Annotated in this window: 14 protein-coding genes and 1 other RNA gene; 6 read left to right on the top strand and 9 right to left on the bottom strand. The window is 38.8% G+C overall.

Translation table 11 applies throughout. The features are described 5' to 3' along the window. Positions 1-46 precede the first annotated feature (46 nt). From RT723_RS11000 to rsmI, 4 genes are all read right to left on the bottom strand, one after another. Entirely contained in the window at positions 47-832 is a 786-nt protein-coding gene (locus RT723_RS11000) for a response regulator (protein ID WP_315947128.1), read from the bottom strand. A gap of 97 nt (positions 833-929) precedes the next feature. Continuing rightward, positions 930-2,561, bottom strand: a complete 1,632-nt coding sequence (locus RT723_RS11005; RefSeq protein WP_315947130.1) for a sensor histidine kinase — start codon at positions 2,559-2,561, stop codon at positions 930-932. Between the two features lie 654 nt (positions 2,562-3,215). Continuing rightward, positions 3,216-3,628: RNase P RNA component class A (gene rnpB / locus RT723_RS11010), an RNA gene on the bottom strand. Between the two features lie 319 nt (positions 3,629-3,947). Continuing rightward, on the bottom strand, positions 3,948-4,787 hold the full coding sequence (rsmI, locus tag RT723_RS11015) for a 16S rRNA (cytidine(1402)-2'-O)-methyltransferase (RefSeq protein WP_315947132.1): 840 nt from the start codon (positions 4,785-4,787) through the stop codon (positions 3,948-3,950). Positions 4,788-4,890: 103 nt separating this feature from the next. On the opposite strand from rsmI, the gene RT723_RS11020 reads away from it, so the two are divergent. The 4 genes from RT723_RS11020 to dolP are packed head-to-tail and all read left to right on the top strand — an operon-like array spanning position 4,891 to position 8,283. Then, positions 4,891-6,765: a penicillin-binding protein activator gene (locus RT723_RS11020; protein ID WP_315947134.1), complete on the top strand. Its 1,875-nt coding sequence runs from the start codon at positions 4,891-4,893 to the stop codon at positions 6,763-6,765. Further along, positions 6,740-7,102, top strand: coding sequence for a YraN family protein (locus RT723_RS11025; RefSeq protein WP_216054087.1), 363 nt, complete (start codon positions 6,740-6,742; stop codon positions 7,100-7,102). Before RT723_RS11020 ends, RT723_RS11025 begins: the two co-directional genes overlap by 26 nt. Beyond that, positions 7,099-7,686 (top strand): D-sedoheptulose-7-phosphate isomerase, encoded by a 588-nt coding sequence (locus RT723_RS11030; RefSeq protein WP_216054086.1) that lies wholly within the window; start codon positions 7,099-7,101, stop codon positions 7,684-7,686. The genes RT723_RS11025 and RT723_RS11030 overlap by 4 nt, the downstream gene beginning before the upstream one ends. Before the next feature lie 27 nt (positions 7,687-7,713). Next, positions 7,714-8,283: a division/outer membrane stress-associated lipid-binding lipoprotein gene (gene dolP / locus RT723_RS11035; protein WP_315947137.1), complete on the top strand. Its 570-nt coding sequence runs from the start codon at positions 7,714-7,716 to the stop codon at positions 8,281-8,283. 107 nt (positions 8,284-8,390) lie between these two features. Here dolP and RT723_RS11040 read toward each other — a convergent pair whose 3' ends face one another. From RT723_RS11040 to RT723_RS11060, 5 genes are all read right to left on the bottom strand, one after another. Continuing rightward, positions 8,391-11,534, bottom strand: a complete 3,144-nt coding sequence (locus tag RT723_RS11040; protein ID WP_315947139.1) for an efflux RND transporter permease subunit — start codon at positions 11,532-11,534, stop codon at positions 8,391-8,393. 12 nt (positions 11,535-11,546) lie between these two features. Further along, entirely contained in the window at positions 11,547-12,122 is a 576-nt protein-coding gene (locus RT723_RS11045; protein ID WP_315947191.1) for an efflux RND transporter periplasmic adaptor subunit, read from the bottom strand. Continuing rightward, positions 12,080-12,643: an efflux RND transporter periplasmic adaptor subunit gene (locus RT723_RS11050; RefSeq protein WP_315947141.1), complete on the bottom strand. Its 564-nt coding sequence runs from the start codon at positions 12,641-12,643 to the stop codon at positions 12,080-12,082. Before RT723_RS11050 ends, RT723_RS11045 begins: the two co-directional genes overlap by 43 nt. A 169-nt stretch (positions 12,644-12,812) precedes the next feature. After that, positions 12,813-13,187, bottom strand: a complete 375-nt coding sequence (gene erpA / locus RT723_RS11055) for an iron-sulfur cluster insertion protein ErpA (protein ID WP_216054082.1) — start codon at positions 13,185-13,187, stop codon at positions 12,813-12,815. 94 nt (positions 13,188-13,281) lie between these two features. Beyond that, positions 13,282-13,998, bottom strand: coding sequence for a DUF6776 family protein (locus RT723_RS11060; protein ID WP_216054081.1), 717 nt, complete (start codon positions 13,996-13,998; stop codon positions 13,282-13,284). Positions 13,999-14,154: 156 nt separating this feature from the next. Between RT723_RS11060 and RT723_RS11065 the strand changes: the two genes are divergently transcribed. Next, the gene (locus tag RT723_RS11065; protein ID WP_216054080.1) at positions 14,155-15,846 is read left to right on the top strand and encodes a chloride channel protein; all 1,692 of its coding nucleotides are present in this window, start codon (positions 14,155-14,157) and stop codon (positions 15,844-15,846) included. Further along, positions 15,846-16,295 (top strand): protoporphyrinogen oxidase HemJ, encoded by a 450-nt coding sequence (gene hemJ / locus RT723_RS11070; RefSeq protein ID WP_252731630.1) that lies wholly within the window; start codon positions 15,846-15,848, stop codon positions 16,293-16,295. Before RT723_RS11065 ends, hemJ begins: the two co-directional genes overlap by 1 nt. Positions 16,296-16,392: the final 97 nt, after the last annotated feature.

Here is a 16,392-nt window from a genome sequence, read left to right on the forward strand (position 1 = left end):
CAAATTGAGGTGGGTGGCCTTGTTATTTTCTTTCGTTGTTATTTTCTCACAAATGTTGTTTAAGCTTGTCGTATAACACGGTTAAATCGAATGGCTTGCTCAGATAATCATTCATACCAACGGCATAACATTTATCTTCATTTTCTTTAGTGGAATCAGCCGTTAAAGCAATAATAGGAATGGTTTTGGCGTTTGGTTTCGTACTTGCTCTAATCGCTTCAGTTGCTTCATAACCGTCGATGTCCGGTAACATACAATCCATTAACACAAGGTCAAAGTTTTGCTGTTCAAATAAGGATATCGCTTGCCTACCATCAACAGCCCACTCAAACGTTACACCATAGTTTTGTAAAAACTTACTGAGAATGGCAAAATTTATTTTGTTGTCCTCCACGATTAACACCTTACCTTGTAAAGTTTTAATTAACGGTGTGTCCGTTGTTAACTTTGGAGTTTCGCTCCCATCTGCTGAGTTTAAATCATCTTGCTGATCGGTCACTCTAGCACTAATAAGGCCTACGATTTCCCTTATTAATATTGGTTTGTAGAGCACTTTATCAAAGTAGTTTTTTGATTCGTCAATCACTGTCAAATCGTCTACGGATGTAAGCATAACGGTAATGCAATCGTTTGATAACTTGGCTTGTTTTATCCACATTAACCCGTCCATTTCCGGCATCATAAAGTCACAAATAACCATATCGAATGATTTACCTTGGTTAACATCATGCAGTGCCAATTTGGGCTCAGTATAACAAAACGTGTTAGCACCCAACTCAGTTAAGATGGAGTCCAATACGTCAATATTGAGGTTAATATCATCCAAGATCATGACATTCAATCCTTTCCATAAGGACCGATTTTTGTCATCGATTTTATCGCCATTTCGTTGAACGTCTATTGGAATTGAGAAATAGAAAGTAGAGCCTTTACCTAACGCCGAACGTACTTGTAGTTTCCCCCATCATCTCGACCAAAGTGGAGGAAAGTGCTAAACCTAACCCGGTGCCACCGTATTTTCTGGTTGTTGTATTGTCTGCTTGTTTGAATTTGTCAAAGATAAGAGTTTGTTGTTCTTCAGATAAACCTATGCCTGAATCTTGTATTTCTATAGTTAGCTCAGATTTGTTTTCTGATATGCTGCCTTTTATGGCAACAAAACCTTGTTCGGTAAACTTAATCGCATTCGACAGTAAATTACCAATAACTTGGCCTAAGCGTAAATCATCAACTTTTGCCCACACGTTTTCTAACGTGTGTAATTCCAATATAAGATCAAGACCTCTATCAGCAACATTAGCGCTGAACGACTTCGAAATAATACTGATGGTTTCTTCTAAATCTATTAACTGCGGATTTAGTACCAATTCGTTAGCTTCAGCTTTAGATAAATCCAATATCTCATTGATCAGGTGCATAAGTCGATTACCTGAACTCAAAATCGTTTCAACTTTACCGGATTGTTCGTTTGACAACTTGGTAAGAGACAACAATTGAGTCATGCCGATAACACCATTTAATGGCGTTCTTATTTCATGGCTCATGTTGGCCAGAAACTGAGATTTTGCGACGACCGCGGCTTCAGCTTGTTCTTTTGCTTCAAGTAGTTGCTTCTCCCTGTCACGAATTACCTTAGTGATCTTCCGAGAAATGATTAACCCTAATGCACTAAAAATTAAGATGCAGAAAATGGCCAGAGGAATTGTAAATTTGTTTATCTTTTTAAATTGGTCAGTGAGTGCGTGTTGTGGCGTTAATATGTAAAAGGTCCAATCCATTTTGTCGAATTTGAACTTAGAGGCTAAAAAAGACGTTTGATCTATTTCGACCAGTATATTGTCTAAATGTTTCAAACCGTTGAGCTTGAGTAAGGTGTTCTCTGGCAATACCTCTTCCATTGCGCGGAACTGATTATTATTATTTGCGGTATCAACTAACACTGTGCCTGTCGATTCAACTAACAACAACCGCTCTTTAAACCCTAATTTCATACCGCGAATTATCGAGTCCATTTGAGTTAGTGTAATATCGACACCTAACACACCTACGCCATGCTCTGTTTCTATAGATTTCACCGTAGATAAAATCACTGTGTCATCGGCTGACCAATAATATGCGGGGGGACGAACCGATGCACCTTTGGCATTTATTGCAGATTTAAACCAAGGTCTTATAGTGGGATCGTAGTTGTCTGTTAATGAACCTAAAGGCCACTGAATATAACCTTTATTACTATCACCAATATACACATAAGCGATGTCATCCATGCTTTTGCCGATGCTTTCAAACAACTTATAGATTGGTTTTTCTTTTATGCCCCTGGCAGTAATATTTTCGACGGTGTTATTGGTACTTTGATAAAATCTATCCAGATTACCAACACGATTTAATACAGGTGCGCTATCACTTAAAAATCTTACCCGGACTTCGACTTGTTCAAAAATGAAATTAATATGCCGCTCTAAATGCTCAACCTCGGAAATAAACCTTTGATTTATTTTTTGTTTAGAATCGTCTTCTATGATGAGAGCAGAAAAGCCAGTAATTAAGATTACAGGCAAAGAAACCGCTAAAAAAAATAACAATGACAGCGTCGACTTTAAATTCCGCACGTGAAGTTATGTAACCTTTAAATTTAATACAATTATCTTTGAGCTTAGCATGGATTTAAGGCTCACTGCATATACAGTGCAGTTTTTGATTTAAAAATATGAAGCCGTTGGAAGAAAATAGCAGTTGCGAGTGGCGAGTTTCGAGAAAGAGACAGGTCAGTTGCGAGTAGCGAGATGCGAGAGCAAAACGGGCTTTTGCTTTTACTTTTACTTTTACTTTTACTCGTAGATCGTGACTCGAGACTCGTTGCTGAAAAAGTGCGAGATGGCCGATAAGCCGCGATCTTGTGTTAGCGGATAGGACAATTGGGATAGTTTCGAGCTGCGAGTTTCCAAAGCAAAACGAGCTTTGAGCTTATAGCTCGTCACTACAAACTCGATGCTGAAAGAAGGTGCGAGATGGCCGCTAAGCCGCGTTCTTGTGTTAGCGGATAGGACAATTGGGATAGTTTCGAGCTGCCAGTTTCCAAAGCAAAACGAGGTTTGAGCTTATAGCTCGTCACTACAAACTCGATGCTGAAAGAAGGTGCGAGATGGCCGCTTAGCCGCATTCTTGTGTTAGCGGATAGGGCAATCATTCGTCTAAATTGATATAAAAAAGAAGGTGCGAGATGGCCGATAAGCCGGGTTTTGTCTAGGACAATCATTCGTCTAGGCCTTAAATCACTCTAAGGCTCAAGCTTTCTACCCGGTTCCCGCGCGGACCACGCGTTGACCTCTAAGGATCGAGGAACCCTATTTGAAATTGCTCCGGTTGAAGTTTACCGTGCCACGAACTATTACTAGTCGCGCGGTGCGCTCTTACCGCACCCTTTCACCCTTACCTGTGCACACTCTTATAAATAAAAGCGGCCATCGGCGGTTTGCTCTCTGCTGCACTAGTTGTAGGCTCACGCCTCCCAGAAGTTATCTGGCAACCTGTCCATTTGGAGCCCGGACTTTCCTCCCCTACATCCGTCTACTCAAACCCGAAAGTAAAAGTACAACGATATAGCGGCGATTGTCTAGCCATCTCGCGGCGCGGATTATAATGGATGTAAAGCAATAAAGCGAGTTAATATGAAACAGCTTCGAGTGGCTAATTCCTAGTTGCGAGGAAAAGATAAAACAGCCGTAAGTTTGAAGCTGTAAGCTGTAAGTAAAAACGAAAAGCATTTTCGTCCTAGAATTTAAGATATTTTAAAACAATTTCAAATTGAGGATAAGTGAGTTACAAACGGTTTAACTCACTTTGTAATGGTCAACTAATCTTGGACACTTTGCACCCACTTTAACTACTCTAGTGTCTTACCTCTTATAGCTTATAGCTTATAGCTTATAGCTTATAGCTGCCTTTTAATCTTCCTGCCATGTCAGCGCTAATTTATACAAATCATTCTTCTTTAAATCATGTATTTGTGCAGTGATTGCGGCGGCTTTTTTGGTTGGTAATTCGGTCATTAATACCTTCATTAGTTTTTCGGCTTCTGGCGACAATGTTTGTTCGGTTTTATTTGGCGCTATCATCAGAACCATTTCACCTTGCTGACGATCTTTATCTTCAGCAAACCAATCTAAAACGTGTTGCGCATTGCCTTTGACAAAACTTTCAAAGTGTTTGGTTAGCTCTTTCGCTAACACGATTTCTTTGTCTTCGCCTAATGTTAGTTTAATGTATTCCAACGTGTCGATAATACGACGTGGGCTTTCGTAAAATACAGTAGTGAAATCGGCATTTTTGTACTTTTCTATTTCGGCCACTCTAGCTTGCTGTTTTACCGGTAAAAAACCGGCAAACAAAAACTTATCGGTTGGTAAACCTGCAGCACTTAATGCTGTTATTACGGCACTAGGTCCCGGTATAGGGTTAACAGTGACATTTTGCGCTCTCGCTATATTCACTAAGTTATATCCCGGATCGGAAATAAGCGGCGTACCAGCATCACTAATTAAAGCAATGTTTTTACCTTCGTTGATTAAATCTATTAAATATTGTGCTTTCTGTTTTTCATTATGATCATGCAGGGCAAACATTTTGGTTTTAATACCGTAATGGGATAACAGCTTGCCACTATGACGAGTATCTTCAGCCGCAATAAGATCGGCACTGTTTAATATGTCCAACGCACGTTGAGTAATGTCAGATAAGTTACCAATTGGTGTGGCGACAATATAAAGAGTTCCAGTTTCTATCATGTTTAGTGTCTCTTGGCCGTTGTGCGGATGATAATTGGCTTGTATGATACCTTTTTATTGAACGAATAAGTAATACCGTTTAGCACATTTAAGGTGGAAATTAGTGACTCTTGGACAAACAACCAAATTAATATTTGGTAATTGGTTACGCTTAACTCAACTCTCTATTTGTATGGTTATTATCGTTGGCTGCTCGTCTTCTGGCCCATCTAAAGTAACTAAGTCTAATGAGGGCAAGCAATCACAAGAACAAGCGGTAGTTTCACCTGATTATAATAGCGAATATTTCATCAATAAGGCTGATGAAGTAGATATTACTCAAGGCCGTCAATACAGAATTAAAGCGGCTGAGCTCGCCATTCAAGAACAACACAGCATTGGTTACATTAAGAAAATATTGCTTAATATTGATTTAGAAGTATTTGGATCAATAGACGACGACATCTCTTTAATAAAAATTCTATTACATGTTAAGAATAATCAAGACGCAGAACGAATATTGGAACGGTTAAAACAAGGTGTATTACCGGTTCATTATCAAGTACCTATGTGGTTATTGACCGCACAAGTAAGCTCATATAACGATCAGCATATTGATACGGTAAGAACATTATTTAGGATCAAGGAATTATACCCAGAACGTTTAACCTCACTTGATAAGTTATTAGTTAATGAGCTTATTTGGAAACACATTGTTCAAATTCCAGCGTCGTCATTAAATAAGTTTGTACAAGACTTTGGCAGTCAAGCTGCCAGTTGGGTGCAATTGGCTAAAATTGTACAAAACTACATTGGTGCACCAAGCCAATTCCCAATAGAGTTAAAGCGTTGGCATAAAAACTATGCATCGTTTAATGACTACGAATACTTACCAGACCAAATCAAACAACTTATTTCAGTACAGCCTTATGCGCCAAAAAAAATGGCCTTGTTATTGCCGCTTACTGGCTCTATTGCAACTCAAGCAAAAACCATCCGAAATGGCTTTTTAGCTAATGTCGACTTTGACGATAACATCGAAGTCATAGTTTTAAACACAGAAACGGAAACGTTGGAAAGTATAGAAAAGCAGTTAATTGATCAGAATATTGAATTTATTGTAGGCCCGTTGAAAAAAGAAAAGATCACAGAATTTCAAAAGAGTGAAGTATTAAAAAACATACCAACCTTGTATTTAAACTCTATTGAACTAGAGCAGTATGAAAACCAAGAACAGTATTATTTCTCTCTTGCTCCAGAAGATGAGATTAACCAAGCCGTTGAGTATTTTATTAGTAAACGTATTGAATACCCTGCGCTTATTTATGCTGATAACTCTTTGGGCAGACGTTTAGCGGAACAGTTTGAACAACAGTGGTTATTCCACACTGATAAAAAAATTGAAACCATCGCGTTTAAAAATAAATCCAAATTGGGCATCGCGGTTAAGAACTTATTGGATGTAAATCATAGTGAGCGCCGGGTTAAAGAAATGGAAAAACTATTTGGTTCTCAATTAAAAGCAGAAAATCGCAGTAGAAATGACATAGATGCAATATACGTCATTGCTAACTCACAACAAACTCGATTGATTAAGCCGTTTTTTGATACCAACGTGAGTGTGTTTAATAAACTATTGCCAATTTATGCCTCTAGCCGCAGTTACCTGATAGGTGAAACCAGTTCACAAAAACGTGACTTAAACGATTTAACCTTTACCGAAATGCCGTGGTTGGTGAAAGACACCAATAAACAAGCCACCGACATTTACTTACAAGTCAGTGAGAACCATACTCAACTTAAAAAGTTATTTGCCTTTGGTTACGATGCAAAACAGTTAATTCCGTTACTTAAGCAATTAAAAATATTAACGGGTTTAGAAGTTGAAGGCCTGACAGGAAAGCTTAGTTTAAATAAGCAAAATACAATTAAACGATATTTAGATTGGTCCAGATACCAACAAGGGAAAATCGTTGTTCTTAAAAAACTTACTCAATAAACGCTCTGTAGGTGACATAAAAGAGCAACAAGCTAAGACCTATTTACAGTCTCAAAACCTGACGTTTATTGAGCAAAATTTTAATTGTAAATTAGGTGAGATTGATCTGATTTTCTCCGATCCCTCAACCGACATTTTAATATTTGTAGAAGTAAGATACCGCTCCAACAGTAAATTTGGTGGAGCTGCAGCATCAGTGACAGAGACTAAACAACAAAAAATAAAAAAAGCCGCGCTTTTTTACTTATCGCAACGTAAAATTAGCCCATCTATCCGATTCGATGTTGTTGCTTTTGACAATGAACAAATAAACTGGATTCAATCTGCATTTTCATGACTGATAATAAAATAAAACAATTATATACAAGCAATATCCAAAACCTAATGGCGTCAGGTGAACAAAACGCAGATTTTCTGGCGCTTTCAGCCGCCTTGATCTCGCAAACCTTATTGTCAGGCAATAAGGTGTTAACTTGTGGCGATACCTTGTGCTCTATGATTGCTCAACACTTTGCTGGGATTTTAGTTAATTATTATGAAATTGAGCGCCCATGTTTGCCAGCCATCGCACTGTCTAATACCGCACAGCATTGTTCGTTAGAACAAGTTGATAACAGCTTAATGGTCGAAGTATTCGCTCGACAAATTCGAGCCATCGGTAATGAGCAAGACATTTTAGTGGTGTTTTCACTTAATAATCGGGAACTTTCAATTAAGTCAGCAATCGAAGCTGCACTGACTAACGATATACAAGTCATCGCCTTTACATCTGATGACGGTGGTGAAATTGCGGGTTTATTAGGGGAAAACGATATCGAAATTCGCCTCCCAACCAACAAGCCAAGTAGAACGTTAGAAATTCAATTGTTTACTGTTCATGTATTAAGTGAATTAATAGATGAAGTTATCTTTTCAATGTAACCACAATAATAACGAGAATATGCATATATGACATTTACCAAAAAGTTATTAATATTGGCTTTATCTCTGTCAACGTTACAAGGCTGTGCAACAGCCATTGTCGCGGGTACCGTTACCGCAGTCTCAGCAGCCAATGACCCTCGTACCATAGGTAAACAAATAGACGACAGTAGTATCGAAGTAACAGCGATTTTAGAACTGATGAAAGACGATGGTGTTAGCAAACACACCAATATCAATGTGGTCAGTTATAACGGCGTCGTCTTAGTGGTTGGTCAATCGCCCAATAAATTTCTAATTGATACCGCGATTAATATTATTAAAGGCATTGATGGCGTTAAAAAAATCCATAATCAAATCAAATTAGGCACTCCAGCTTCTATTACAACCCAAACTTCTGACGCCTGGATCACCGCAAAAGTTAAATCAGAATTACTGACTGACGACACGGTAAAAGGTCACAACATTAAAGTCGTCACTGAGAATAAAGAAGTTTATTTGATGGGGTTAGTGAGCAAAGAACAATCTGGGCAAGCCGCAACTGTGGCCTCTCAAGTAACTGGGGTAATTAAAGTAATCACTGTATTTGAAAATTAATGTTTAAATAAAATATTTATTTTATGCTAAAAATAAAAATGCCGGTCAATGACCGGCATTTTAGTATTTGTATCACTCAACAATGACAAGTGTACTGATTGAATAGATTATGTCAGTTGTTGTTCTGCGAGTTCAGCAGCTTGCTCTTCTTTAAATGCTTTTTTAGCTGCACGTTTGGCTTTAAACCCTTCACCCAAGGCTAACAAACATGGTGTGAGTATTAAGGTCAATAAGGTCGCAAAGGCTAACCCACCAGCAACCGCAATAGACAACTGTGACCACCATTGTGTAGATGGTGCGCCATGTTCAACTAAACGGTCAACCAAGTCGATATTTAGCTCTAATACCATTGGCATTAATCCTAAAATAGTCGTTACTGTTGTTAACATTACAGGTCGCAAACGTTGTGCGCCGGTCCGTAATATTGACTCAGTAATATTCATTCCTTGTTTACGTAACACGTTAAAAGTATCAATAAGTACTATGTTGTTATTTACTACAATTCCCGCCAATGAAATAACACCAATACCCGACATCACAATACCAAACGGTTTTTGTACAATTAATAAACCTAAGAACACGCCAACCGTTGAAAACAATACTGCACTTAATATTAAACCTGCTTGGTAAAAACTATTAAATTGAGTGACTAATATTATCGCCATAACAAACAAAGCAACTAAGAACGCATTTTGTAAAAAGGTTTCTGACTCTTGCTGGTCTTCGTTTTCACCACGCACTTTAATATTGACGGTTTGACTTAAATTAAGTGAAGGCAGTTTTTCCATTAAGATTGGCAGTTGTTGCGTTAACAACACACCCGGAGCCATGTCTGCTGCAATCTGTACTACTCGGCGACTATCCACACGACGTATAACATCCACTTTAGGTACGGCTTTTTGTTCTACAAAGTTACTTGCTGGCACCATACCAGCTTGAGTTTTCACACGAACAGAATCTAATTTACCAATATCACGTTTATCTTCTGGATAACGCACACGAATATCTAATTCGTCATCAACATCATCGGGACGATACTCGCCTATTTTCAATCCATTGGTAACCATGGAGATAGTACTGCCTAATAATGTCGCATCTGCGCCAAAACGTGCGGCATTACTTCTATCGATTAATAATTGCCACTCTATTCCGTCTTTATTGGCGGTGTCACTAATATTTACAAAACTACCGGTTTTCTCTAACGCGTGACGAATAGTACGCACTGCATCAGTGAGTTCATCAGGGAACCTAGAGCTAAGTTCTAACACTAATGCTTTACCGCCACCTGGGCCGCTTTCATCTTTACGAACTTCTAGTTCTACACCGGCAATATCATCGGTGAGTGCATAAACGTCTTTTATGATGTCATCGGCTTTTTTACGCAATTGCCAATCAACTAGATTCATTCGCATGTAACCCACTTGATCACTGCCACCGGTGCGAGCATATAAGGTTTCGATTTCTTTTAAATTAACTAATCGTTGTTCAACTTTTTGCATGATCTTATCTTTTTCAAAAATAGAAAGATCACCATGGGAACGCACTGTAATGTTTGCCCCAACCGGTTCTACATTTGGGAAAAACTCAGCGCCTAACCCACTGTCGGCAAAACCTTTAAATACCAAAAATGCAATAACAAAAGATAGACCCAACGATTTCCAAGGGTGTTTAATCGCCACCGCTAATACACGAATATATTTACCAGTGAACCCACTGATTTTAGTGATATCACCTTCTTCCGCTTCATGCATTTGTGCTTTATCTTTGGCTGACATCGGTCTAATTTTACCGATTAAAGAGCCCATCGCAGGTACAAAAATCAAGGCCATCACTAACGATGCCGTTAATACCGCTATCAAAGTAATAGGCAAGTATTTCATGAACTCACCCATCATTCCCGGCCAGAAGATAAGCGGCGCAAACGCTGCTAACGTGGTAGCAGTAGACGCAATAATTGGCCAAGCCATACGTTTAGCTGCTAAACGATATGCCTCTTTTCTGTTTTTGCCTTCACTCATCATACGGTCAGCAAATTCGGTGACAACGATAGCACCGTCAACCAACATACCTACGGCCATGATTAAGGCAAATAACACCACCATGTTGACCGTTAACCCCATGAGTGAAATAACTAAGATACCGGTTAAGAATGAGCCAGGGATCGCAATACCAACTAAGGTTGCAGAACGAACCCCTAGCGCTGCGATAATAACGATTACCACTAACAACACAGCCGATAACACATTATTTTGCAGATCTTTTAACATCTGTTTTACGTCTTTAGATTGATCACCTGTGTACGTAACTTCAATATGTTCAGGCCATAAGCTTTTGCCTTTCTCAACTATCTCTTTTACTTTATCAATGGTTTCAATGATGTTTTCACCAGGGCGTTTTTTGATTTCCAGCGACACCGCAGGATGAGTATCTAAACGGGCAAAGCTACTTGGATCTTTATACGAACGACGCACTTCAGCCACGTCGCCAAAGGTAATGACTCGATCACCATCAATCTTAATTGGTTGGTCGTAAACGTCTTTTACACTTTCATATACAGAAGGAACTTTTACTGCAAAACGTCCTGCGCCATTATCTAATGTACCTGCAGCAACCAAACGGTTATTGCGCTCTAACAGGTTTAAAATATCACTTTGATCTAAGCTGTAACTTTCCATCAGGAGTGGATCAACAACGATTTCAACTATGTCCTCACGATCGCCACCGACTTCAACTTCTAAAACTTCTTTTAATCCCTCAATCACATCTTTAAGTTCACGGGCAATGGTAACCAGCGCACGCTCTGGTGCAGGACCAGACAAAACAACGGTAATTACAGCTTGTTCATCTGCCATACTCACTTGTTTAATCACGGGTTCTTCTGTCTCTGCCGGCAGTTTCGCTTTGGCTAGTGTCACTTTGTCACGTACGTCGGCTAAGGCACTTTTGGTATCCCACCCAGCTAAAAACTCTAACTGAACTGAGGCATGACCTTCACTTGCATTCGAGGTCATTTCTTTTACCCCCTCAATTGCTCGTAGCTCATTTTCCATTGGGCGTACTAACATGCGTTCCGCATCTTCAGGGGAAATACCATCATGAATAATTGAAACGTAAATAATTGGAATGTTTACGTCAGGGTTGGATTCTTTTGGAATATTGTTATACGTCACTGCACCAGAAATAATTAATAATACGAAGACCATTAATACCGTACGAGTGCTATCTAACGATGCATCAATTAAGGCTCTCATCTACGTTCCGCCTTATTGTTGTTTGTAACTTGCTAAAACTTTATCACCCGGGCGAACAAAACCTTGCCCTAAAGTAATCACATCCGTTTCGCCTTCGAATCCACCCAACCAAACGCCATCGTTTTCGGCTTTGATTAAGTCAATTGGCGTAAACACAACATGTTCATCTATAACTGTTTTAACACCTAAGTTACCTAATGCATCAAGGGATAATAATGCAGGCGTTACTTTAATGGCTTGTTCTGATTTGAATTCGATTAACATTTCTGTGCTAACACCCGCTTTCATTTTTTGATTTGGGTTTTCAATTTCAACTTCAATTGGGAAAGTATTGGTGCCTTTGTCCGATACACTGGCAATGTATCTAATCTTGCCTTTTACTTTACTACCGTCCACTAATTCAACCGTCACTGCGGTATCATTATTGAGGTCATCTATATATTTTTCAGTGATACTGGCTTTAACAACTAACTTAGTTAAATCGACAATTTGGAATAAGGCATCGCCTTTATGAACATAAGTCCCAACTTCAACTTTTCGTGTATTTAAAAAACCAGAAAAAGGCGCGCGTATTGTGCTTTTTCTAATAAAACTTCACGACTTTTGACCAATGCTTTGGCTTCGGTTAATGCGGCATAAGCTTGTTCTAAATTAGACTTACCTTGCAGGCCTTTGTCAGATAATGATCTCGCGCCTCGGTATTCAATTCTACGTTGTATCACCAGCGCTTTAGCTGATGCTAATTGCTCAATTCTATCGTCTTTGTTCAATTCAAGTATGATTTGACCCTGTTTAACAAAATCACCTTCCATCGCCAAGATTTTATCTACACTGCCTTCTAACTCTGAACTCAGATCCAATGTTCTTTTTGGCTCAGTTCTGCCATATAATTCGATACTACGACTGACTGCACTAGGGGTAAACGTTGTCACTTCTACCGAGGGGATTGTGTCTTCAACTTCTGCAGAAGTTGCATTTTTCCTGACCATTTGCTCTTCAGCATTTGAGTTCCCTGATAACATCCACGCTGTTAATAAAATGCAAACAAGGATTGCCAAGATATAAGGCTTTTGTTCAACTGTTTTTTTAATACCCGAGAAAACGCTCATCCTAATTCCTATAGTTAGTTTCACTGGTTATCAAGAAGCCACAACATACTAATTGTCTTGATATTTTAGTGCAGTCATTCTAAAGCAAGCGGATTAGATTAGGTAGAAAAATGTACAAAAAAAGGCCGTTTTATAACGACCTTATTTGTAAAAATTTATTTTTTGCAGATTAAACGCTGAAGCTAGCGCCACAACCACAAGTTGTTGTTGCGTTAGGGTTGTTCACAAAAAAGCGAGATCCTTCTAAGCCTTCAGTGTAATCAACAACACCGCCAACTAAGTATTGTAAGCTCATAGGGTCAATAACCATACTGACACCTTGCTTTTCAATTTCCATATCACCAGGATTAACCTCTTCATCAAAGGTAAACCCATATTGGAAACCAGAACAACCACCACCGGTGACATAAACTCTTAGTTTTAATGCTGGATTTTCTTCTTCGTCCACTAACTGTTTTACTTTAGTCGCGGCGGCATCTGAAAACTGGATTGGCAGTTCAGGAATATCGGCTGATGCTTCAGCTGGAGTAACGAGTTCAGTCATGAAAAAAACCTCTAAAAATTGAGGGCGGCATTATGTAATACCCGACAGTTTTAGTCAAGTATTCATAATCAGTAAGATGTCCAAATAATGCTGTTTATAACTCTAAATTTGGCCAATCTAATTTTTGCGTGAATGCCTTATAAGACTGCCATTTGGTTTTAGGTTGTACAACCTTAACGGCCAGTTGTTCGGCTATCATGCCAGGAGCCAGTTCAAACTCCCCTTCGAAGTACTGAAAGAAGTGAAAACTAAACTTGAGATCATTTTTTGATAACTGTGCTAATTCAGCTAAATCCAGTTCTAATTTTTCTTCGTTTTGGCTAACAATCAAATTCAGTCGAATATAACCTTTTGCATAACGTTTTGCCGAATTAGTTTGTACCAAAGCAAACCTAAAGATATATCGATTTTCAATATTGGTCGGCTCAACATTAAATTGTTCTACCGAAATACCATCAGCCACTAACTCAGGTGCTAATACTTTTTGGTAAAAATTTAATTCTCTACGTAAGGCAAATGACTCTTCGCGTATTTGTAATAACTCTTGCTGGATTTGTTCGTTGGCGCGCTGCTCTACTTCAAGCTCAACACTTAAATAGTTAATCTGTCTTATCTTTTGATCAAGCTCACTATATAAATTACTTAAACGATATTCTTGATCAGATATTTTATTTTGTTGCCAAGTCGCAAATCCGCCGCCAATTTTATATCCAGTTAATCCCACAGATATAATAATCACTAACAAAAACAACATAAATTTAAATCGGCCTAGTTTTTGTTTTAGACCACTAAAGCTCCACCAAGGAGTCATACATTACCTACACAAATCTAATAAAAACCAACACTGAGTCCTGCCACTTAACCATTAAACAAGGTGTTGTTTGTTATCGGATAATTTTAATTACACGTCTAAACTTTATGGTACACTTTTGACCTATTGATTTACCACTAATTAATCGGAATTTTGATGCTATCTGATAGCCTGTATGCGTTAAGGAAACGACTGGCTGTTCCCTACACTAGTATCCAACTTAGTATTTTAGGACTATTGGGTGGAATTGTTGCTGCATGTCTCATCGTGCTGTTCCGTTTATCCATTGAATTTGTTCAATTTTCTTTCAGCCCAAGTGGCGCTTTTGGTGACATTTCACCTTACCTTATTCCTTCACTTCCTATACTGGCCGCTGTATTAATCGTCGTGGTTGCTGACTTTACCGGCTTTAGACATTACCGCTTAGGTATTCCTTTTGTATTACATCGAGTTAAAGCACATTACGGCAATATGCCTTTGGGCAATGCCATCAATCAGTTTATTGGTGGCATATTAGCTTTATCTAGCGGGTTTTCTGTTGGTCGAGAAGGCCCTTCCGTACATATAGGGGCATCAGGCTCTAGCTGGTTGGGTCATTGGTTACGCTTACCTCACAATGCAGTAAGAACGTTAACTTCATGTGGTATTGCAGCAGGGATCTCCGCATCATTTAACACGCCACTCGCTGCGGTAATTTTTGTGATGGAAGTGGTTCTTAGAGAATACAAAATCCATATATTTATTCCTGTAATGTTAGCCTCTTCTGCCGGTTCGATTATTACTCAAGCTGTCTTTGGTCCTCAGGTTGAATTTGCTTATATGAGCGTCTTTAACTTACCAATTAATCATTATCCATTTTTGATTTTATTAGGCATGACCCTTGGCGCTTCGGCCTTTATTTTCAACACTAATTTAATGCGAATGATGCGTACATTCCGTCATGTATCTATGTTCCCTCGTTTATTAATCGCTGGGATTATAACGGCTTTATTTGGCTATTTTGTACCTGAAGCGTTAGGGGATGGAACCAGTGCAATCAATCAAGCTATGTTATCCCCCACCGATACCCAACTGATCATCATTTTATTGTTTTCAAAATTAATCCTTACCTGGGTTGCATTAGGGTTAGGTATTCCAGGCGGGATTATTGGTCCAGTATTTGGTTTGGGGTTATTACTCGGTTTATGCATTGCTAATATTGTTATGATCTTTGACCCTAGCCTTCACTTTATGAGCACTTATGGCGTATTAGGCATGGCCGGGTTAATGGCTTCATGTTTACATGCCCCATTAGCGGCATTGGTTGCAGTTGTTGAATTAACAGGCTCATCCGAGGCAATCACACCGGCAATAATAGTGATTGTTTCGTCTTATATAACCAGTGCGCAAGTGTTAAAAAATCGTTCTATTTTCTTGCAACAACTTGAATACCAACAGTTGGCTTTTCAAACCCCTCCGGTTATTGACGTGTTGTCAAAAACAGGGGTGTTAGCCGAGATGAAAACGAACATCAATCTTATTGAATACCGAACCGAACAGGACGTTCGTTTCCATTTAAAACAAGCCAAAGACGAAGAGATAGTCATAGTGTCAATCAAACATGATTTAGGCACAGATTATTCTTTGGCTGAAACAGAACCCACTTTTACTGGTGATGTAAGTAAAATTAAATACACTCCACTGCAAACATTAAATACCCGTTCGACTATGGCTCATGTCTATGAAATTTTAGAAGAACAAAGAGATGGCGCGGCATTGATCACATCGATTAGCGGCGAAAAAGTGGTGGGCATCGTATTGTGGGAACAATTACATAGCATTTTAATGAAGAGGAACGCGTTAGCATAATGACTATTTTGTGGTTAAAAGCATTTCATATATTTTTTATGGTGGCATGGTTTGCAGGTATCTTTTATTTACCAAGATTATTTGTATACCACAGTGAAAATAACAGTGCAGAACATTCAAATTCACATACCTCCGACACCTTAAAAGTGATGGAAAGACGATTATTGTATTTTGTTACCCCGTTTGCCATTTTCACTTTATTGTTTGGCTTGTTACTCATCCACCAATATGGTTTGGCTTGGTTTAAACAGGCACATTGGTTACATGCAAAATTGCTCTTGGTAACGGGCTTATATGTCTATCATGGTTATTGTTTTAAATTATTAAACGACTTTAAACACAACCGTAATACCAGAAGCAGTAAGTTCTACCGCATATTTAATGAAGTGCCTGTACTGGTGTTATTAGCCATCATTTTATTAGCGGTATTAAAACCAACATTTAGCTAGATTTATCGGTGTGAAATAACATGGGTATATTATTGTTTATACCAGCAATCTTAGCTTTGGTCTTTGCACTTGCTCGGTTATAATCGCACCAACTTTT

This window comes from Psychrosphaera aquimarina, from assembly GCF_032461525.1.
GTDB lineage: Bacteria > Pseudomonadota > Gammaproteobacteria > Enterobacterales > Alteromonadaceae > Psychrosphaera > Psychrosphaera aquimarina.